This window comes from Streptomyces kaniharaensis (genome assembly GCF_009569385.1).
Taxonomy (GTDB): domain Bacteria; phylum Actinomycetota; class Actinomycetes; order Streptomycetales; family Streptomycetaceae; genus Kitasatospora; species Kitasatospora kaniharaensis.
Genome location: NZ_WBOF01000001.1, coordinates 1,376,864 through 1,395,305, shown reverse-complemented (window position 1 = coordinate 1,395,305; position 18,442 = coordinate 1,376,864). Strand labels below are relative to the sequence as shown.

20 protein-coding genes and 1 pseudogene are annotated in these 18,442 nt (G+C 71.7%); 12 read left to right on the top strand and 9 right to left on the bottom strand.

Features of this window, described 5'->3' with window-relative positions; all coding sequences use genetic code 11:
• Positions 1 to 8 precede the first annotated feature (8 nt).
• Complete coding sequence (locus F7Q99_RS06390) at positions 9 to 1,124, bottom strand: nicotinate-nucleotide--dimethylbenzimidazole phosphoribosyltransferase (RefSeq protein WP_153460434.1); 1,116 nt, start codon at positions 1,122 to 1,124, stop codon at positions 9 to 11.
• A gap of 28 nt (positions 1,125 to 1,152) precedes the next feature.
• Positions 1,153 to 1,710: pseudogene (gene cobU, locus F7Q99_RS06385) on the bottom strand (bifunctional adenosylcobinamide kinase/adenosylcobinamide-phosphate guanylyltransferase); the annotation flags it as partial.
• Positions 1,711 to 1,821: 111 nt separating this feature from the next.
• Between cobU and F7Q99_RS06380 the strand changes: the two are divergent.
• Entirely contained in the window at positions 1,822 to 2,022 is a 201-nt protein-coding gene (locus F7Q99_RS06380; protein WP_153460432.1) for a hypothetical protein, read from the top strand.
• A gap of 27 nt (positions 2,023 to 2,049) precedes the next feature.
• Here F7Q99_RS06380 and F7Q99_RS06375 read toward each other — a convergent pair whose 3' ends face one another.
• Together F7Q99_RS06375 and F7Q99_RS06370 are read right to left on the bottom strand one after the other, a co-directional pair.
• Positions 2,050 to 2,760, bottom strand: coding sequence for a class I SAM-dependent methyltransferase (locus F7Q99_RS06375; protein ID WP_407697842.1), 711 nt, complete (start codon positions 2,758 to 2,760; stop codon positions 2,050 to 2,052).
• Positions 2,761 to 2,963: 203 nt separating this feature from the next.
• On the bottom strand, positions 2,964 to 3,563 hold the full coding sequence (locus F7Q99_RS06370; RefSeq protein WP_326846335.1) for a DUF3043 domain-containing protein: 600 nt from the start codon (positions 3,561 to 3,563) through the stop codon (positions 2,964 to 2,966).
• A gap of 300 nt (positions 3,564 to 3,863) precedes the next feature.
• On the opposite strand from F7Q99_RS06370, the gene F7Q99_RS06365 reads away from it, so the two are divergent.
• Together F7Q99_RS06365 and pspAA are read left to right on the top strand one after the other, a co-directional pair.
• Positions 3,864 to 4,664, top strand: coding sequence for a PspA/IM30 family protein (locus tag F7Q99_RS06365; RefSeq protein ID WP_153460431.1), 801 nt, complete (start codon positions 3,864 to 3,866; stop codon positions 4,662 to 4,664).
• Between the two features lie 37 nt (positions 4,665 to 4,701).
• On the top strand, positions 4,702 to 4,995 hold the full coding sequence (gene pspAA, locus F7Q99_RS06360; RefSeq protein WP_153465869.1) for a PspA-associated protein PspAA: 294 nt from the start codon (positions 4,702 to 4,704) through the stop codon (positions 4,993 to 4,995).
• An 80-nt stretch (positions 4,996 to 5,075) separates the two neighbouring features.
• Here the strand turns inward: pspAA and nadA are convergent, their stop codons facing one another.
• On the bottom strand, positions 5,076 to 6,260 hold the full coding sequence (nadA, locus tag F7Q99_RS06355; RefSeq protein ID WP_326846334.1) for a quinolinate synthase NadA: 1,185 nt from the start codon (positions 6,258 to 6,260) through the stop codon (positions 5,076 to 5,078).
• A gap of 220 nt (positions 6,261 to 6,480) precedes the next feature.
• Between nadA and F7Q99_RS06350 the strand changes: the two genes are divergently transcribed.
• The 3 genes from F7Q99_RS06350 (at position 6,481) to F7Q99_RS06340 (ending at position 9,570) form a co-directional block, all read left to right on the top strand.
• Positions 6,481 to 7,404 carry an NADP-dependent oxidoreductase gene (locus tag F7Q99_RS06350; RefSeq protein WP_153460429.1) on the top strand — a complete coding sequence of 308 codons (924 nt, stop codon included), beginning with the start codon at positions 6,481 to 6,483 and terminating at the stop codon, positions 7,402 to 7,404.
• Positions 7,405 to 7,541: 137 nt separating this feature from the next.
• Positions 7,542 to 8,006, top strand: coding sequence for an Lrp/AsnC family transcriptional regulator (locus F7Q99_RS06345; protein ID WP_153460428.1), 465 nt, complete (start codon positions 7,542 to 7,544; stop codon positions 8,004 to 8,006).
• A 196-nt stretch (positions 8,007 to 8,202) separates the two neighbouring features.
• Entirely contained in the window at positions 8,203 to 9,570 is a 1,368-nt protein-coding gene (locus F7Q99_RS06340; protein WP_326846333.1) for a pyridoxal phosphate-dependent decarboxylase family protein, read from the top strand.
• A gap of 94 nt (positions 9,571 to 9,664) precedes the next feature.
• Here F7Q99_RS06340 and F7Q99_RS06335 read toward each other — a convergent pair whose 3' ends face one another.
• Positions 9,665 to 10,525 (bottom strand): GNAT family N-acetyltransferase, encoded by an 861-nt coding sequence (locus F7Q99_RS06335; RefSeq protein WP_153460427.1) that lies wholly within the window; start codon positions 10,523 to 10,525, stop codon positions 9,665 to 9,667.
• 244 nt (positions 10,526 to 10,769) lie between these two features.
• Between F7Q99_RS06335 and erpA the strand changes: the two genes are divergently transcribed.
• Positions 10,770 to 11,123, top strand: a complete 354-nt coding sequence (erpA, locus tag F7Q99_RS06330; RefSeq protein WP_153460426.1) for an iron-sulfur cluster insertion protein ErpA — start codon at positions 10,770 to 10,772, stop codon at positions 11,121 to 11,123.
• A 75-nt stretch (positions 11,124 to 11,198) separates the two neighbouring features.
• Here the strand turns inward: erpA and F7Q99_RS06325 are convergent, their stop codons facing one another.
• Positions 11,199 to 11,657, bottom strand: coding sequence for a hypothetical protein (locus F7Q99_RS06325; protein ID WP_153460425.1), 459 nt, complete (start codon positions 11,655 to 11,657; stop codon positions 11,199 to 11,201).
• Here F7Q99_RS06325 and F7Q99_RS06320 point away from each other — a divergent pair.
• Entirely contained in the window at positions 11,656 to 11,904 is a 249-nt protein-coding gene (locus F7Q99_RS06320) for a hypothetical protein (protein WP_153460424.1), read from the top strand. The genes F7Q99_RS06325 and F7Q99_RS06320 overlap by 2 nt on opposite strands.
• Positions 11,905 to 12,025: 121 nt before the next feature.
• Here the strand turns inward: F7Q99_RS06320 and F7Q99_RS06315 are convergent, their stop codons facing one another.
• Positions 12,026 to 12,235 carry a hypothetical protein gene (locus F7Q99_RS06315; RefSeq protein ID WP_153460423.1) on the bottom strand — a complete coding sequence of 70 codons (210 nt, stop codon included), beginning with the start codon at positions 12,233 to 12,235 and terminating at the stop codon, positions 12,026 to 12,028.
• A gap of 263 nt (positions 12,236 to 12,498) precedes the next feature.
• On the opposite strand from F7Q99_RS06315, the gene F7Q99_RS06310 reads away from it, so the two are divergent.
• The gene (locus F7Q99_RS06310; protein ID WP_326846332.1) at positions 12,499 to 13,476 is read left to right on the top strand and encodes a carbohydrate kinase family protein; all 978 of its coding nucleotides are present in this window, start codon (positions 12,499 to 12,501) and stop codon (positions 13,474 to 13,476) included.
• Here the strand turns inward: F7Q99_RS06310 and F7Q99_RS06305 are convergent.
• Positions 13,469 to 14,887: a cysteine desulfurase/sulfurtransferase TusA family protein gene (locus F7Q99_RS06305; protein ID WP_326846331.1), complete on the bottom strand. Its 1,419-nt coding sequence runs from the start codon at positions 14,885 to 14,887 to the stop codon at positions 13,469 to 13,471. The two genes, F7Q99_RS06310 and F7Q99_RS06305, sit on opposite strands and share 8 nt — an antisense overlap.
• A 368-nt stretch (positions 14,888 to 15,255) precedes the next feature.
• Here F7Q99_RS06305 and ctaC point away from each other — a divergent pair, with 368 nt between their 5' ends.
• The 3 genes from ctaC to F7Q99_RS06290 are packed head-to-tail and all read left to right on the top strand — an operon-like array spanning position 15,256 to position 18,298.
• Positions 15,256 to 16,110, top strand: a complete 855-nt coding sequence (ctaC, locus tag F7Q99_RS06300; RefSeq protein ID WP_326846330.1) for an aa3-type cytochrome oxidase subunit II — start codon at positions 15,256 to 15,258, stop codon at positions 16,108 to 16,110.
• The gene (gene ctaD / locus F7Q99_RS06295; protein ID WP_407697750.1) at positions 16,107 to 17,882 is read left to right on the top strand and encodes an aa3-type cytochrome oxidase subunit I; all 1,776 of its coding nucleotides are present in this window, start codon (positions 16,107 to 16,109) and stop codon (positions 17,880 to 17,882) included. The genes ctaC and ctaD overlap by 4 nt, the downstream gene beginning before the upstream one ends.
• Entirely contained in the window at positions 17,882 to 18,298 is a 417-nt protein-coding gene (locus F7Q99_RS06290; protein ID WP_153460421.1) for a cytochrome c oxidase subunit 4, read from the top strand. Before ctaD ends, F7Q99_RS06290 begins: the two co-directional genes overlap by 1 nt.
• The last annotated feature ends 144 nt before the right edge of the window (positions 18,299 to 18,442 follow it).

Genomic DNA, 18,442 nt, shown 5'->3' with positions numbered 1-18,442 from the left:
GCGTCCCGCTAGAACCGCCGCAGCAGGTCCGCGGCCGACGGCAGCTTCGGCTGCTCCTTCGGCGCCGGCGGCTCGTACGGCTGCGGGGCCTCGTCCGCGAGGGCGTCCCCCGCGGCCTGGAGCAGCGGCAGCGCCAGCACCGCGCCGACGCCCTCGCCCATGGTGATCCCCTGGTCCTGCAACGGCGTCAGGGTGAGCCGGTCGTACGCCTTCGCCTGGGCCGGCTCGCCGCTGGACTGCCCGGCCCGCCACCACTCCGGCGCCCGGAAGGCGATCCGCTGCGCGACCAGCGCGCAGGCCGCCGAGACGACCCCGTCCAGCACCACGGGGAGCCTGCGCACCGCGGCCTGGAGGAGGAAGCCGGTGATCGCCGCGAAGTCCGCGCCGCCGGTGGCGCCGAGCAGCGCCAGCTGGTCGCCGAGCACCGGCCGGGCCCGGCGCAGCGAGTCCCGGATGGTCGCGCACTTGACCATCCACACCCGGTCGTCGATGCCCGAGCCGCGCCCGGTCACCGCGGCGGCGTCCGTGCCGCACAGCGCGCCGACCAGCACGGCGGCGACGGTGGTGGAGCCGACCCCGAGGTCGCCGAGCAGCACCAGGTCGGTGCCTGCGTCGGCCTCCTCGTCGGCGACGGCCATGCCGGCCCGGAAGGCCTGGACGGTCTCCTCGGGAGTGAGGGCGTCCTCGACGTCGATCCGGCCGGAGCCGCGGCGGATCCGATGGGTGACCACCTCGTCCGGGAAGTCCGCCGGGTCGGTGTCCACCGCGACGTCGACGATCCGCACCTCGGCGCCGTAGCGCCGGGCCAGCCGGGCGACCGGCGCGGTGCCGTCGAGCACCGCCCGGACCCGCGCGGCGGTGCCGCCCTCGGCGGGCAGCCGGGACACCCCGAGCGCCGCCACCCCGTGGTCGGCGGCGAACAGCAGCACCTTGGGCGACGAGACCGGCCGCACCGGGGAGCGCCCCTGTACGGACGACAGCCAACTGCCCAGCTCCTCAAGCCTGCCGAGCCCGCCGCGCGGCCGGTCGGCCGCCTGCCAGCGCTCCTCGGCGGCCCGCCGGGCGCTCTCGTCGGGGCGTTCGACGAGCGAGGAGAACGAATCGAGATCCACGGTCGTGTCCATCGGTCGGAAGGCTACACGCCGCCGGAGTTCAGCCCGCGGCTGGCTTGACCGTCAGAACCTGCCCGGCCACCACCAGCAACACACGCTCCGAGGCGTCCGCCACCGCCATGTTGAGCCGGCCCAGGGTGTCGCGGAAGCGGCGGCCGGCGGCGGTGGCGGGGACGACCCCCATGCCGACCTCGTTGCTCACCGCGACGGCGTACCGGCCGGTCGTCGCCCAGGCCCGCGCCAGCGCGTCGCAGCGCCGCTGCACCGCGGCCTCCCCGCCGTCGGCCCAGACCGCGTCGTCCCAGGCGTCGCACTCGTCCATCACCGCGGTCAGCCACAGCGCCAGGCAGTCGATCAGCACCGGCGCCGGGTCGGCGGTGTCCGCCAGGACGGCCTCCAGGTCGCGGGTCTCGGCGGTGCGCCAGCTCGCCGGCCGGCGTTCGCGGTGCAGGGCGACCCGCTGGGCCCACTCGGCGTCGCCGTCCCGGGTCCCGCCGGTGGCCACGTACAGGACGTCCGGCCGGTCGGCCAGCAGCTGCTCGGCCCTGGTGGACTTGCCGGAGCGCGCCCCGCCGAGGAGCAGCGTGCGGGAGGGTACGAGGTGGGTCGCCATGGCGCCCATCCTGCCCGACCAGGCATACGGAAGATCGGGCCGGGCAGGCTAAGGTGCGCAGCACACAGGCAGCGTCGTCAGTGGGAGGAGCCGGGCATGGTCTGGACGTGGCGGTACGAGAAGGCGGACGGCACCGTGGTGACGCCGGACGGCGGCCAGGAGGAGTTCGCCGGCCAGGGGGACGCCGAGACCTGGATCGGGGAGAGCTGGAAGCAGCTCGTGGAGGACGGCGTCGACACCGCCGTCCTACTCGACGACGACCGGGTGGTCTACGCGATGAGCCTGCACGAGGCCTGAGCGGGCGGGTGAGGGCCGCTGCTCGTCCTACTTGGATCCGATGACGTGCAGCAGCGCGGCGACCTGCCGGTACGGGTCGGTGCGCCCGGCCCGGTCCTCGGCCTCCAGCAGCTGGGCCAGCTGACGGCCGTCGACCGGCGGCGCCGCGTCGTCGGGCGCGTTGTCGGTGAAGACCCGCACGCCGTACCAGTGCTTCAGCGGCACCGACACCTCGGAGAGGGTGACGGACAGGTCGGCGAGCCGGTCGGCGCGGGCGGCCAGCCCGAGCCGGTTGTAGTAGCGGTCGCTCTCGAAGGCGTGCAGCGCGGCCCGCCAGTCGCCGGCGGCGGCGGGTCGCAGGGCGAGCGCGTCACGGTTGCGGACCAGCAGCGAGAGCAGTCCACCGGGCGCCAGCAGCCGGGCCAGCGAGGCGATCATCGGGTCCGGGTCGGGCAGGTACATCAGGACGCCGTGGCAGAGGACGACGTCGAAGCTGCGCGGGCCGAACCAGCGCCCGCACTGGTGGCCGTCGCCGCTGAGCAGCTGTATCCGGCCGCGGACCTCCGCGGGCTCCTCGGCCAGCGCCCCCTGGGCGACGCCGAGGGCGACCGGGTCGGAGTCGATGCCGGTGACGTAGTGGCCGGACCGGGCCAGGCGCAGCGCCTGGGTGCCCTGGCCGCAGCCGATGTCGAGGACGCGCTGGGCGGTGCGGCCGGTCAGCTGCTCGGCGAGTTGCCGGGCGACCAGCTCCTGGCGCACGAAGTTGCGCAGCCCGCCGAGGCGATCCAGCCAGGCGCCGGTGCCACCGGCGAAGGAGCCGCTGCGCGAGGGCAGCCGTCGGTCCTGGACGTGCCGTCCCTGGCCGAACCGGTCGTGGCCGCCGTCGCCCTGGCCCGGCAGCGCGTACAGGCCGGGCCCCTCCCAGGACGGCGGGGCCCAGCCGGAGTCCACCGGTTCGGCGGTCAGGGCCTCTCCCCGCGACGCACCTGCGGCTTGGGCAGTCGCAGCCGGCGCAGCTGCAGGACGCGCATCAGGCCGTAGGCGACCGCGCCGCGGCTGTTCTGGCCGGCGAAGCGCTCGCCGAGCTGCTTGCGCAGGCCGAAGCCGAGGCGGACGAAGTCCAGTGCGACGAGCACGAAGAACAGCAGGAACAGCAGCGAGGAGAGCAGCTGGATGGCCGGCACCTTGACGATGCTGAGCACCAGGATCAGCACGGCGGCCGGCAGGAAGAACTCGGCCAGCGACCAGCGGGCGTCCACGTAGTCACGGGTGAACCTGCGCACCGGGCCCTTGTCGCGGGCCGGCAGGTGGCGCTCGTCGCCCTCCAGCAGTGCGGTGCGCTGCTTCTCGCGCTCGGCCCGCATGCGCTCGCGCGCCTGGCGGGAGGCCTCCTTGCGGTCCTTGGGCACGGTCACCCGGGTACGCCGGTTGGATTCGGCGTCACTGCGCTTGGGCGTGGGCCGACCCTTCTTGGCCTCCGGGTGGCGGGCCTGGGTCGTCTCGTCCTGCTTCTCCAGCACGGCGGCGGAGGCGGCGGCATCATCTGAACGGCGTCGGAACACACAACCAGCGTACGGGGTGCGGAACGCCTTCACGGGGTGCCGTTGGACCCAAACGCATATCGATCCGCGAGGTGGGAGCCCGGGTCGGGTTCTCCGGCCCCTTCCCGTAAGGGATCAGTCGGATGGAGGATAGGGGGGATGAGAGCCGGATCCACCCCGGGGATGAGGCAGTGGCGCGCAGCGCTGTAGCAGTCTTGTTGCAGGCAGGTGCACTGCGGCGACGGGCTCGCTGCACATACACTCGTCGTGTCTGGTAACGAGATAAACACCGCAGGCCGGAGAAGGGGGCACCCGAGGCCCATGAGCGACGGAATCATGAAGCGTATGGGGCTGATCTTCCGCTCCAAGGCGAACAAGGCCTTGGACCGGGCGGAGGATCCCCGTGAGACGCTCGACTACTCCTACCAGAAGCAGCTCGAACTGCTGCAGAAGGTACGGCGTGGTGTCGCGGACGTCGCGACCTCGCGCAAGCGCCTGGAACTCCAGCTGACCCAGCTCCAGCAGCAGTCCGCGAAGTACGAGGACCAGGGCCGCAAGGCGCTGTCGCTCGGCCGCGAGGACCTCGCGCGCGAGGCGCTGACCCGCAAGGCCAACATGCAGTCCCAGATCACCGACCTGGAGACGCAGTACCAGGCGCTCCAGGCCGAGGAGGAGAAGCTCACGCTCGCCTCCCAGCGGCTGCAGGCCAAGGTGGACGCCTTCCGCACCAAGAAGGAGACCATCAAGGCCACCTACACCGCGGCCCAGGCGCAGACCCGCATCGCCGAGTCCTTCTCCGGGATCTCGGAGGAGATGGGCGACGTCGGCCTCGCCATCCAGCGGGCCGAGGACAAGACCGCCCAGATGCAGGCGCGTGCCGGCGCGATCGACGAGCTGCTGGCCTCCGGCGCGCTCGACGACGCCAGCGGTCTCGGCCGCAAGGACGACATCGAGGCCGAGCTGGAGCGGGTGGCCGGCGGTTCGGACGTCGAGCTGGAGCTGGCCCGGATGAAGGCCGAGCTGTCCGGTGGTTCCCCGTCCGGTCCGGCCGCGATCGAGCAGGGCAAGCCGCAGGACGCGCAGCCGCAGCAGGACACCCCGCGCATCAACTACAACAAGTGACATGAGCTCCACCCCACGAACCAGGGAGACGCACGGCATGATCATGAGGGTCATGGGTGAGGGGCAGTTCGAGGTCGGCGACGACCACCTGAACCTGCTCAACGAGCTCGACGCCGAGCTCGTCACCGCAGTGGACTCGGGGAACGAGGAGCTCTTCCGCCACGCGTACGCCAAGCTGCTCGCCGCGGTGAAGCAGTACGGCACTCCGCTGCCGCTGGATTCGCTGGAGCCGTCCGAGCTGATCCTGCCGAACGCCGAGGCGACGATCGACGAGGTCCGCGAGCTGCTGATGGCCGACGGCGAGGGCGTCATCCCGGGCTTCCCCGAATAGCCTCCGCGCCGCTTTGCCAGACGAAAGGGCGGGCCCCCTCCGAGTGGAGGGGGCCCGCCCTTTCGCGTACCGGCCGGGTGTTACGGCAGGGCCAGCATCCGGTCCAGCGCGGCCTTGGCGTACTTCTCGGTCTCCGGGTCGACGGTGATCACGTTCGGCACCCGGCCCTCGACCAGCGACTCCAGCGCCCAGACCAGGTGCGGCAGGTCGATCCGGTTCATGGTCGAGCAGAAGCAGACCGTCCTGTCGAGGAAGACGATCTCCTTGTCCGGGTGGGCCTTGGCCAGCCGGCGGACCAGGTTCAGCTCGGTGCCGATGGCCCACTTGGAGCCGGGCTCGGCGGCGTCCAGCGCCTTGATGATGTACTCCGTCGAGCCGACCATGTCGGCGGCCGTGACGACCTCGTGCCTGCACTCGGGGTGCACCAGGACGGTGACGCCCGGGATGCGCTCGCGGACGTCGTTCACCGAGTCCAGGTTGAACCGGCCGTGCACCGAGCAGTGGCCGCGCCACAGGATCATCTTGGCGTTCCGCAGCTGCTCGGCGGTCAGGCCGCCGTTCGGCTTGTGCGGGTTGTACAGGACGCAGTCGTCCAGCGAGAAGCCCATCTCGCGCACCGCGGTGTTGCGGCCGAGGTGCTGGTCGGGCAGGAACAGCACCTTCTCGCCCTGTTCGAACGCCCACTCCAGGGCGCGCTTGGCGTTGGAGGAGGTGCAGATGGTGCCGCCGTGCCGGCCGGTGAAGGCCTTGATGTCGGCGGAGGAGTTCATGTACGACACCGGGACGGTCACGTCCGCTATGCCGGCGTCGGTCAGCACGTCCCAGCACTCGGCGACCTGCTCGGCGGTGGCCATGTCGGCCATCGAACAGCCGGCCGCGAGGTCGGGGAGGACGACCTGCTGGGCGTCGGTGGTGAGGATGTCCGCCGACTCGGCCATGAAGTGCACGCCGCAGAAGACGATGTACTCGGCCTCCGGGCGGGCCGCCGCGTCCCGGGCGAGCTTGAACGAGTCACCGGTGACGTCGGCGAACTCGATCACCTCGTCGCGCTGGTAGTGGTGGCCCAGGATGAAGACGCGGTCGCCGAGCGCGGCCTTGGCCGCGCGGGCGCGCTCGACGAGGTCCGGGTCGGAGGCCGGGGGGAGGTCACCGGGGCACTCGACGCCGCGCTCGCTGTTCGGGTCGGCCTCGCGGCCGAGCAGCAGCAGAGCGAGCGGCGTCGGGGTGGGGTCGACGCCGTAGGTCTCGGTGATGGTGGTGGTCACGGGCGGGTGCCCTTCTGTGCGGCCGATCAAGCGGTGAAGCCTTTTCGTCTATCTGACGCTATCTATTCTAACCGGTTAGCGTCAGAGTGACGATGGCCATCCTGTCGATGTGACGAGAACCGCTCGCCGGATCGGACCACCGAGGGAGCCGGATGAGCGATTCGGGGCAGTCCTCCCGTGGCCGAATCGATATCCGGGCGGCCCCGGGTATGGCTGGGCCATGAAGGCAATCGCGATCAACCGCTACGGCGGCCCCGAGGTGGTCGAGTACACCGATCTGCCCGATCCCAAGGTCGGGCCGGACTCGGTCCTGGTGGAGGTCCGGGCGGCCGGGGTGAACCCGGTGGACTGGAAGGTCCGCGAAGGTGCGCTGGACGGCCTGCTGGACGCCCACTTCCCGCTGGTCATGGGCTGGGACGCGGCCGGCGTCGTCCGGGCCGTCGGCGGCGGGGTCACCGAGTTCGCACCCGGCGACGAAGTCTACGGCTACGTCCGCAAGGACACCGTCGAGCACGGCACCTACGCCGAGCTGGTCGCCGCGCCCGTGCGCACCCTCGCCCGCAAGCCCGCCGCGCTCGACTGGGCGCAGGCCGGCGGCCTGCCGCTGGCCGGGCTCTCCGCCCTGCAGAGCCTCAGGGTGCTCGGGCTGAAGGAGGGGGAGACCCTGCTGGTGCACGCGGCGGCCGGCGGGGTCGGCCACCTGGCCGTCCAGCTCGCCCGGGCCAGCGGCGCGCGGGTGATCGGCACCGCCGCCGAGCGCAACCACGACTACCTGCGCGGCCTCGGCGCGGAGCCGGTCCGCTACGGCGAGGGCCTGGCCGAACGGGTCCGGGCGCTCGCCCCGGGCGGGGTGGACGCGGCCCTCGACCTGGTCGGCGGCGGAGCCGTCCAGATCTCGGCCGGTCTGGTCGCCGACCCGGCGCGGATCGCCTCGATCGCCGACTACGGCGTGAAGGCGCTCGGCGGCCACTACGTCTGGGTCCGCCCGGACGCGGCCGGCCTCGCCGAACTGGCCGCGCTCGCCGACGAGGGCCGCCTCACCGTCACCGTCGCCTCGACCTTCCCGCTCGCCCAGGCCGCCTCCGCCCAGGCGCTCAGCGCCGAGGGCCGCACCCGGGGGAAGATCGTCCTCCTGGTGGACTGACGCCTAACCACCGGCCGTCATCCGCCAGCAGTGGACTCGCTCCTGTCATCCGCCAGAATGGTGCCGAACCGTTTCGGCAGTGGCCGATGCCGTACCGGCCCGCCGATCCCCCGGACGACCCGTGGAGCCCCGCACCAATGACCAGCAGCCGAGCGCACGAGGTGGTCGGGGCCGACCTGGACGAGACCGACCGGCTGCTCCTCGCCCGCCTCGGCAGCGACGGCCGCGCCTCCTACGCCGAGATAGGCCTCCAGGTGAACCTCTCCGCCACCGCCGTCCGCCGCCGGATCGACCGGCTGCGGGCACGCGGGGTGGTGCGCGGCTTCACCGTGGTCCTCGACCCGGCGGTGCTCGGCTGGCAGACCGAGGCCTTCGTCGAGGTCTACTGCCGTGAGCGGACCGCTCCCGAGGAGATCCTCGCCAGCCTGCGCCAGTTCCCCGAGGTGGTCGCCGCCTGGACGGTCACCGGCGACCCGGACGCCCTGGTGCACCTGCGGGCCGCCGACATGCGCCACCTGGAGGGCGTCATCGAGCGCATCCGCAGGGAGCCCGGCGTCCAGCGCAGCCGCTCCTCCGTGGTCCTCTCCCAGCTGATCGGCTGATCCGCCCGGCGATCCGCCGCGCGCACGCAGGAATCCTGCGCGGACCGGCCCGAAGACGCTCGAAACCTGCCTGACCAGCCGCGTTCGGACGCGCGTCGCACCCCCTCCGCTGCCTAGGCTGATCAGGTCCGGGCGTCGCGGTGAACACTCCCGCCGGCCGGATCCCCCCGACACCCCACAGCCGAGAGGGACAGCCGTGTCCGCAGTACCCGACCGCATGCACCGGCCCGACAACGAACTGGTCGACCTGGTTTTCGACTACATGCGGGAGCGGCTGCAGTACGACCCCGTCCCCCTCGACCACCCCGGTGACGGCGAGCACCTGCGCGCCCAGCTGGCCGGCCTGATGAACCCGGACGGCAACGACCCGGCCGACGTGCTCAAGCTGTACGACCACGAGCTGTCCCGCGCGGTCATCTCCGCCGACAGCCCGCGCTACCTGTCCTTCATCCCGTGCGCCCCCACCAAGGCCGCGCTGCTGTTCGACATGGTCGTCTCCTGCGCCTCCCTCCAGGGCATCTCCTGGCTGGAGGCGGCCGGCGCGATCGCCGCCGAGAACCAGGTGCTGCGCCTGATCGCCGACCGTGCGGGCCTGCCCGAGACGGCTGGCGGCTGCTTCGTCTCCGGTGGCTCGGCGGGCAACCTGTCCGCGCTGGTGGTCGCCCGTGACACCGCCCGCCGCAAGCTCGGCGTCGGCCCCGAGGCGCGCCTGCGGATAGCCGTCGCCGACCAGGTGCACTCGTCGGTCAAGAACACCTTCAACATCATCGGCGTCGAGGCCTTCAAGGTCCCGACGGTGAACCGGCAGTTCACCGGCGAGGCGCTGCGCGCCGCGCTGGCCGCCGACCCCAACCCGGAGACGGTGATCGCGGTCGTCGGCACCGGCGGCACCACCAACGAGGGCATCGTCGACGACCTCCAGGGCCTCTCCGAGGTCGCCCGCGAGCGCGACATGTGGTTCCACGTGGACGGGGCCTACGGCGGCGCGGGCCTGTTCGCCCCCTCGGTCCGCGCCCGCTACAACGGCATCGAGCACGCCGACTCCTTCGTGGTGGACCCGCACAAGTGGCTGTTCGCCCCGTTCGACTGCGCCGCGCTGATCTACCGCAACCCGCAGCTCGCCCGTGCCGTGCACACCCAGGACGCCTCCTACCTCGACGTCCTGCACACCGAGGGCGACGAGTGGAACCCCACCGACTACGCCTACCACCTGACCCGGCGCGCCCGCGGCCTGCCGCTCTGGTTCTCGCTCGCCGTGCACGGCACCCAGGCGTATACCGACGCCATCGAGACCGGCCTCAAGCTGGCCCAGGACACCGCGCAGCTGATCCGCGAGACCGAGCACCTGGAGCTGCTGTTCGACCCGCAGCTCTCCGCCGTCTGCTTCCGCCGCAAGGGCTGGACCAACGACGACTACTACCGCTGGTCGCACCAGCTGCTCGCGGACCAGATCGGCTTCGTCACGCCCACCGGCTGGGACGGCGAGACGGTCGCCCGCTTCGCGTTCCTGCACCCGGGCACCACGATGGAGATGGTCCGGGAGATCCTGGACACCATGGCCTGAGCCGCAGCCTGACGCGACGACCCCCACCGGACGCCCCGGTGGGGGTCGTCGCGTTTGTTCTCGCGTTGTTCTCGCGTTGTCCAAGGAGCGCCTGTCAGAGGAACGCGCCGCTCGGCAGGTACGGCGCCGGCGGCCGCATCCCGTGCAGGCCGACGTAGCCCCGCGGCTCCGGCGTGAGCCCCACCTCCAGGCCGACGTCCAGCGCCCACTCCTGCTCGGCGGTCAGGAACTCCACGCGCGCCCGTGCCCCCTCCGGCACCCGGGACAGCGCCTCGCGCAGCAGCCGGACGGCGATCCGCTTGGTGGTGGCGGCCAGCAGCTTCACCGCACCGCCGTCCCGGTAGCAGTAGCCAGTGCCGGCGAGCGAGTCGGCGATCAGCAGTTCCTCGAAGTGGCCCAGCATCAGCTCGTGGTCCGGCCCGTGCGCGGAGCCGCGCAGCCGCCGGTCCACCGAGTCCAGCAGGTGCCGGTGGGTCGCGTTGCCGCGGTGCACCGGGATGTCCCCGGGGTCGACAAGCCCGGCCCGGTCCACCCGCCCGCTCAGCCGCATCGCCGGGTGCAGCGTGAACCCGGCCAGCCGGTAGCGGCGGGCCGCCGCCGGGGACCCCGACACGCAGACCATCCCGCGCAGGCACCCGCGCCCGTGCGCCGCCGCCCGTTCCAGCAGCAGCCGCCCGACGCCCTTGCCCTGCGCCTGCGGCCGGACCACGAACAGGGAGGGCATCCACAGCCCCTCCCGGCGCAGCGACAGCACCGCGCCGACCGCCTCGCCGCCGCTCTCCGCCAGCCAGCAGCCCTGCGGGTCGGTGCGGGCCAGGTGGCGGGTGCGGGCCAGCAGCACCGGCGTCGGCGCCGCGGCCGGAGCGGGGCCGTCCGGACCGGCGGACGCGGCGAGGGAGATCTCCTGGACGGTCTCCGCGTCGGCGGCGGTGTCCCTGACCGGGCGAAGGATCATGCCCACCATCCTGGCGTCCGCCGGGCCGCCGCGCGGCGGGTTCGCCCGGATCGGCGGCTCGGGCGGTGTCCGGGTCATCCGGGTTGTGCGAGCATTGGGGCGTAGGGGACGCGGGTGGCACACCCGGCCCACGGAAATTCCGCCGCCGAAAGGCCGGGAAAATCGCCACCGTCCGGGAAATGAATCCGGAGGGCCGGTGGTTGGCACTGGCGGCAGACCGTCGTCAAAGACCGGGAGAAAGCAGATGACCGTCCAGGACGAGACCACCGTCGAGAGTGGCATCCTCCTCACCGATGCCGCCGCGGCCAAGGTCAAGGCCCTGCTGGAGCAGGAAGGCCGCGACGACCTCGCGCTGCGCGTCGCCGTCCAGCCCGGTGGCTGCTCCGGCCTGCGTTACCAGCTGTTCTTCGACGAGCGCTCGCTCGACGGCGACGTGATCAAGGACTTCAACGGTGTGAAGGTCGTCACCGACCGGATGAGCGCCCCGTACCTGGGCGGCGCCACCGTCGACTTCGTCGACACCATCGAGAAGCAGGGCTTCACGATCGACAACCCGAACGCCACCGGCTCCTGCGCCTGCGGCGACTCGTTCAGCTAAGCCCGAGCAGCTGAGCCTGAGCTACTGAAGGCGGCCCCGGGGAGCACCCCGGGGCCGCCTTCGTCGTTCGACCGGTTACTGCCCGGCGATGTCGGGGGAGACCGGGTCCGGGCCCATGTGCGGGTCGGAGTCCAGCGGGATCTCGTGGCCGCTCGACAGGTCGGTCACCGTCCGCCCGGCCAGCGGCTGGCGCAGGTCGGCGGTCACCGTCTGCCGCTTGGCCAGCTCGCTGCACACCTGCCCGGACGGCACCGGCGCCGCCACCACGACCGCGACGTCGACCCGGCCCGGGTGCGACTCATCCGCCTTCAGCGCGTACTTCTGGCAGACCCCGCCGTAGAAGTAGACGGTCAGGTGGTTGGTGCCGTCCACCCGGTAGGTGGTCGCCGGGCGCGCGCCCGGCACCGTCCCGGCCGGGTTCGGCTCGCCGACCGCGATGCCGTTGCCCGGCGGAGTGGCCGCCGTGGGCTGCGCCGGGGCCGGCGGCGCCGAGCCCGGGGCGGTGCCGGCCGGCTTCGGGGCCTGGCTCGGCATGTCCGCGCCGGTGGAGGCGCTCGCCGTCGGCGCTCCGGCGGACCCGGTGGCCGACGGGCTCGCGGACGGGCTGCCGGACGGCGTCGGCGCCACCGGGGAGCCCGACGCCGACGCCGAAGCCGACGCCGTGGCCGCCGCCTCCGAGGACGACTTGCCGTCCCCGTTGCACCCGGCCACCGTCACCGCCGCCGCCAGCACCAGACCCGCCAGCGCCACCGTCCGTCGACCGCGCGGCATCCTCTCCTGATCCATCTGCACATCCTCCCGAGGGCTCAGCGGCGCCGCCTCAACGGCCCTACCGCGCGGATGTGACGTGGCCCGGACGGATCCGGTTCCCGCCCGGGCACCAGGAGTCCCTGCCTGGAGTGTCAGACGCCGTACTCGCCCATCCCGGCGACCAGCCGCTGTGCGCCGGAGGGGACGCGGAACCCCGCCCGCGCGGGGGCGCTCGGCTCCGGGCCGGCCGCCAGCAGCGGCCAGAACCGCCGCAGCCGCCGGGAGGAGTTCACCAGCGCGTCGAGGGTCTCGCCGTCCGCGTCGCCGCGCAGCACGAGGGGCGAGGAGTGACTGGGCATCATCGGGCACCGCTCCGATCCACTGTCGTGCCGTGGCCGCACCGCCACGGTCACCGAGGAGCCCTGCCGGGTCCGGCACGGCCCGTCCCCGCCGACCCTAGGACGACCTTCCGCCCCCCACCAGTGCTACCCGGAGGTAGTACACGTTCGCCCGTCCGCCGTGCCTTTTACGGCACTCTTGCTGCCCTCATGCCTTCGACCGGTACCGTGAATGGGTTCAACCCGTGCTTGTCCATGGCCCTGCCGCCATCCTGAGGAGACCTCCCGTGCGTATCGCCGTCGCCGGCTCGATCGCGACCGACCACCTGATGACCTTCCCCGGCCGGTTCGCCGACCAGCTGGTCGCCGAGCAGCTGCACACCGTGTCGCTGTCCTTCCTGGTCGACACCCTGGACATCCGCCGAGGCGGCGTCGCCCCGAACATCGCGTTCGGCATGGGTGTGCTCGGACTCCGCCCGATCCTCGTCGGCGCGGCCGGGGCGGACTTCGCCGAGTACCGCAGCTGGCTGGAGCGCAACAACGTGGACTGCCACTCGGTCCACATCTCGGAGACCCGGCACACCGCCCGGTTCATGTGCACCACGGACGAGGACCACAACCAGATCGCCTCGTTCTACACCGGCGCCATGGCCGAGGCCCGCAACATCGAGCTGAAGCCGATCGCCGACCGGGTCGGCGGCCTCGACCTCGTGCTGATCGGTGCCGACGACCCGCAGGGCATGGTCCGCCACACCCAGGAGTGCCGCACCCGTGGCTACGCCTTCGCCGCCGACCCCTCCCAGCAGCTGGCCCGCCTGGAGGGCGACGACATCCGCGAGATCGTCGACGGCGCCGCGTACCTGTTCACCAACGAGTACGAGGCCGCGCTGATCGAGAGCAAGACCGGTTGGGACGCCGATGAGATCCTGACCCGGGTCGGCACCCGGATCACCACCCTGGGCAGCAAGGGCGTCCGGATCGACCGCAAGGGCGAGCCGTCCATCCTGGTCGCCTGCGCCCCCGAGGAGGGCAAGGTCGACCCGACCGGCGTCGGCGACGCCTTCCGGGCCGGCTTCCTGGCCGGTCTCTCCTGGGAGCTGGAACTGGAGCGCGCGGCCCAGCTCGGCTGCATGCTCGCCACCCTGGTGATCGAGACCGTCGGCACCCAGGAGTACGAGCTGCGCCCGGCCGCCTTCCTGAAGCGCTTCGAAGGCGCCTACGGCGCCGAGGCCGCCGCCGACATCCGCGCGCACCTGGTCAAGTAGTCCGCCGTACCAGGTAGGCCGAGCCCCGGTCGCCGCCGAAGTCGGCGGCCGGGGCCTCGCCCACGTACTCCTGCCCGCGCATCTCGCACCAGGCCGGGATGTCCAGCCGCGCCGCCTCGTCGTCCGCGAGCACCGCGACCGTCCCGCCGGCCGGCACCTCGCCGATCCGCTTCGCGAGCTCGATCACGGGCAGCGGGCAGCGCTTGCCGAGCGCGTCGATCACCAGGGTCTCGGCCGTGGTGGCCTTCGGCGCCGGCAGGTCCAGCCCGAGCGGCGCCCGGACGCCCGCCACCACCTCCGGCAGGACGGTCAGGAAGCGCTCGACGTCCGCTTCGGCCGTGCCGTAGGGCAGCGAGACCCGGACGTTCCCCTCGGTGAGCACCCCCATCGCGGCCAGCACATGGCTCGGGGTGAGCGTGGACGAGGTGCAGGACGAGCCGGACGAGACCGCGAAGCCGGCCCGGTCCAGTTCGGTGAGCAGCACCTCGCCGTCCACGTACAGGCAGGAGAAGGTGACGATGTGCGGCAGCCGCCGCACCGGGTCGCCGACCACCTCCACCTCGGGCACCAGCTGCGGCACCCGGGCCCGGATCCGCTCCACCAGCGCGTGCAGCCGGGCGTTCTCCTGTTCGGCCTCGGCCCGGACGGCCCGCAGCGAGGCGGCGGCGGCCACGATCGCCGGGACGTTGACGTAACCGGGCACCCGGCCGCCCTCGCGCTCGTCGGCCGGCAGCGGCGACGCGTACCGGACGCCCTTGCGCACCGCGAGCACCCCGACCCCGGGCGGCCCGCCCCACTTGTGCGCGCTCGCGGTCAGCAACGACCACCCGGCGGGGACGTCCACCCGGCCGGCGCTCTGGGCGGCGTCGACCAGCAGCGGGACCTGCGCCTCCCGGCAGAACCCGGCGACCTCCTCGACCGGCTGGACGGTGCCCACCTCGTGGTTGGCGCTCTGCAGCACGGCCAGCGCGGTGTCCGCCCGGAGCAGCCCGGCGAAGCCGTCGGCCGAGACCCGCCCGGTCCGGTCCACCGGCACCACCGAGACGCTGCCCCCGTCGGCCTCTCCCCCAGCCTCCGGCCGGGGGGACCCCCATCGCTCCGCGACGTGCAACACGCTGGAGTGCTCCACCGCCGAGTGCACCAGGTGCCCGCCGCGCCGCCGGTTGCCGGCCAGGGCGCCCAGCATGCCGAGTTGCACGGCCTGCGTCCCGCTCGCGGTGAAGGCGATCTCGTCCGCCCGGGCGCCGAGCACCGCGGCCACCGTCTCGCGGGCGGCGTCCAGCAGCATCCGGGCCTGCCGCCCGGACCGGTACAGTCGCGCCGGATCGGCCCACCCCTCGTCCAGTGCGGCGGTCAGGGCCTGCCGCGCGACGGGGTGGAGCGGCGCCGTCGAAGCCACGTCGAAGTACACGGTCACATTTAACGCCACACGCGGGGGTGTTCGGGCTTGTCGGCGATGCCTATCGGCCGTCAGTCGATCACCCCGAATGTCCGCTTCGTCCGCGTCCGACGGACCGTCACCCCCGCTGTCCGAGGTGACCCCCCGATCGGGCGTACGGACCTCGAATGCCTGCGGTGACCTGCGGCGCAGCCCTTGCCGGGCCTGATCGGGCGACCGGGCGGCGCGTTACCGGGGGCTGCCCGTCAGGAGCGCATAAGGCTGGAGTAGGGTTTGGCCCGCATAAGCATTCAAACCGTGCCCGTGGACGGGTCGCCGGGGAGGCTCACAATCCTCCACGGGGCGACGCGAAGGCGGGCGAGACTTCGGGAAGGCGCTACGTGAGTCCCAACGGCTCCGACCGCTCGCCGCGGCGCACGATGCGGCGGAAGCTGCCTCAGGCGCTGGCACTGGGCCTCGTCATCGCGACCGCCACCGGCTGCTCGGCCAACGACCTCCCCAGGCTTGGCCTCCCGAGCCCCGTCACCAAGGAAGGGCCGTTGGTCCTCCAGATGTGGCAGGGGTCCTGGATCGCGGCGCTGGTGGTCGGCGTACTGATGTGGGGTCTGATCATCTGGAGTGTGATCTTCCACCGGCGCAGCCGCACCGGCGTGGAGATCCCCCCGCAGACCCGGTACAACGTGCCCATCGAGGCGCTCTACACCGCGGTCCCCATCATCATCGTGTCGGTGCTCTTCTACTTCGTCGCCCGTGACGAGTCGAGGCTGACCGCCGTCTCCGAGAAGCCGCAGCACGTCGTCAACGTGGTCGGCTTCCAGTGGAGCTGGGCGTTCAACTACGAGAACACCGAGACCCCCGACCCGGCCAACAAGGACGCCGCGTACGAGGTGGGCACCCCCAACAACGCGCCGACGCTCTGGCTGCCGGTCAACGAGACGGTGCAGTTCCGTCTCACCTCGCGTGACGTCATCCACGACTTCTGGCCCGTCAACTTCATGATGAAGATGGACGTCGTGCCGGGCGTGGTGAACAAGTTCGAGGTCACCCCGACCGTCAAGGGCGAGTACAGGGGCAAGTGTGCCGAGCTCTGCGGCACCGACCACTCGCGCATGCTCTTCAACGTCAAGGTCGTCGACCGCGTCGACTACGACAAGCACCTGACGGACCTCCGGGCCAAGGGCCAGAACGGCGCGGTGCCTTCGGGCGTCATCACCATGGGAAGTGAAGAGAAGTGACCATCCTCAACGAGCCCGCCGCGGCCGGCGGGGGCGCCGAGGCCGTCACGGTCGGGGCGCAGCGGACCCGGAAGCCGGGTTCGACCATCATCAAGTGGCTGACCACCACTGACCACAAGACGATCGGCACCCTGTACCTGGGCACGTCGTTCGCCTTCTTCCTGATCGGTGGCATCCTCGCCCTGGTCATGCGCGCCGAGCTTGCTCGTCCCGGGACCCAGATCCTGTCGAACGAGCAGTTCAACCAGGCGTTCACGATGCACGGCACGATCATGCTGCTGATGTTCGCGACGCCGCTGTTCGCCGGCTTCGCGAACTGGATCATGCCGCTGCAGATCGGCGCCCCGGACGTGGCGTTCCCGCGTCTGAACATGTTCGCGTACTGGCTGTACCTCTTCGGTTCGGTCATCGCCGTCGGCGGCTTCCTCACCCCGAACGGTGCGGCCAGCTTCGGCTGGTTCGCCTACTCGCCGCTGTCGGACGCCGTGCACTCGCCGGGTGTCGGCGGCGACATGTGGATCATGGGTCTGGCCTTCTCCGGCTTCGGCACGATCCTCGGTGCGGTCAACTTCATCACCACCATCATCTGCATGCGCGCGCCCGGCATGACGATGTTCCGGATGTCGATCTTCACCTGGAACGTCCTGCTGACCGCCGTGCTGATCCTGCTGGCCTTCCCGGTGCTGGCCGCCGCGCTGTTCGCCCTGGAGGCGGACCGCAAGTTCGGGGCGCACGTGTTCGACCCGAACAACGGCGGGTCGCTGCTGTGGCAGCACCTGTTCTGGTTCTTCGGCCACCCCGAGGTGTACATCATCGCGCTGCCGTTCTTCGGCATCGTGTCGGAGATCATCCCGGTCTTCAGCCGCAAGCCGATGTTCGGCTACTCCGGTCTGATCGCGGCCACCATCGCGATCGCCGGTCTGTCCGTGACGGTGTGGGCCCACCACATGTACGTCACCGGCCAGGTGCTGCTGCCGTTCTTCTCCTTCATGACCTTCCTCATCGCGGTCCCGACCGGTGTGAAGTTCTTCAACTGGGTCGGCACCATGTGGAAGGGCTCGCTGAGCTTCGAGACCCCGATGCTCTGGACGGTCGGCTTCCTGGTCACCTTCCTCTTCGGTGGTCTGACCGGTGTTCTGCTGGCCTCCCCGCCGATCGACTTCCACGTCTCGGACTCGTACTTCGTCGTCGCGCACTTCCACTACGTGGTCTTCGGCACCGTCGTCTTCGCGATGTTCGCCGGCTTCCACTTCTGGTGGCCGAAGATGACCGGCAAGATGCTGGACGAGCGTCTCGGCAAGATCACCTTCTGGACGCTGTTCTTCGGCTTCCACGCCACCTTCCTGGTGCAGCACTGGCTCGGCGCGGAGGGCATGCCCCGCCGCTACGCCGACTACCTGGCCTCGGACGGCTTCACCACGCTGAACACCTTCTCGACGATCGGCTCGTTCGTCCTCGGTCTGTCGATCCTGCCGTTCCTCTACAACGTCTGGAAGACGGCCAAGTACGGCGAGAAGATCGAGGTCGACGACCCGTGGGGCTACGGGCGCTCGCTGGAGTGGGCGACCTCCTGCCCGCCGCCGCGGCACAACTTCCTGACGCTGCCCCGGATCCGTTCCGAATCCCCGGCCTTCGACCTCCACCACCCGGAGATCGCCGCGCTGGACTACCTGGAGAACCACGGCGAGCCGGCCAAGCACCTCGCCGGTGTGACCCCCGCGAAGTACGACGCGCCGCAGCTGGGCAAGGGCAAGAAGGAAGGCGACGTCTGATGAAGGAACAGGGAAAGATCTTCCTCGGCCTGTCGGTCTTCGTCCTCGCGATGGCGATCACCTACGGCCTGTGGACCAACCACTCGGACCTCGGGATCGAGGCGGCCGGTACCACCGCGCTGTTCCTCGCCTTCGCGCTGTGTGCCTTCATCGGCTACTACCTCGCCTTCACCGCCCGCCGGGTGGACAGCGGCGCGGGTGACAACCCCGAGGCCGAGGTCGCGGACGACGCCGGTGAGCTGGGCTTCTTCGCCCCGCACAGCTGGCAGCCGCTCTCGCTGGCGCTCGGTGGCGCGCTCGCCTTCATGGGCGTGATCTTCGGCTGGTGGCTGATGTTCTGGGCGGCGCCGATCATCGTGATCGGTATCTTCGGCTGGGTCTTCGAGTTCTACCGGGGCGAGAACCAGAACCAGTAGGGTTCCGCTTCCTAGCAACAGGGCCGGTCCTCCCGCACGGGGGGACCGGCCCTGTTGCGTCCTCGGGGTGAGCGAACCACTCAGCCGGGTGAACGGGGGGTCGCTCGGATGTCGCTCCGGCTCACGTGGTTCCTACGATCTGAG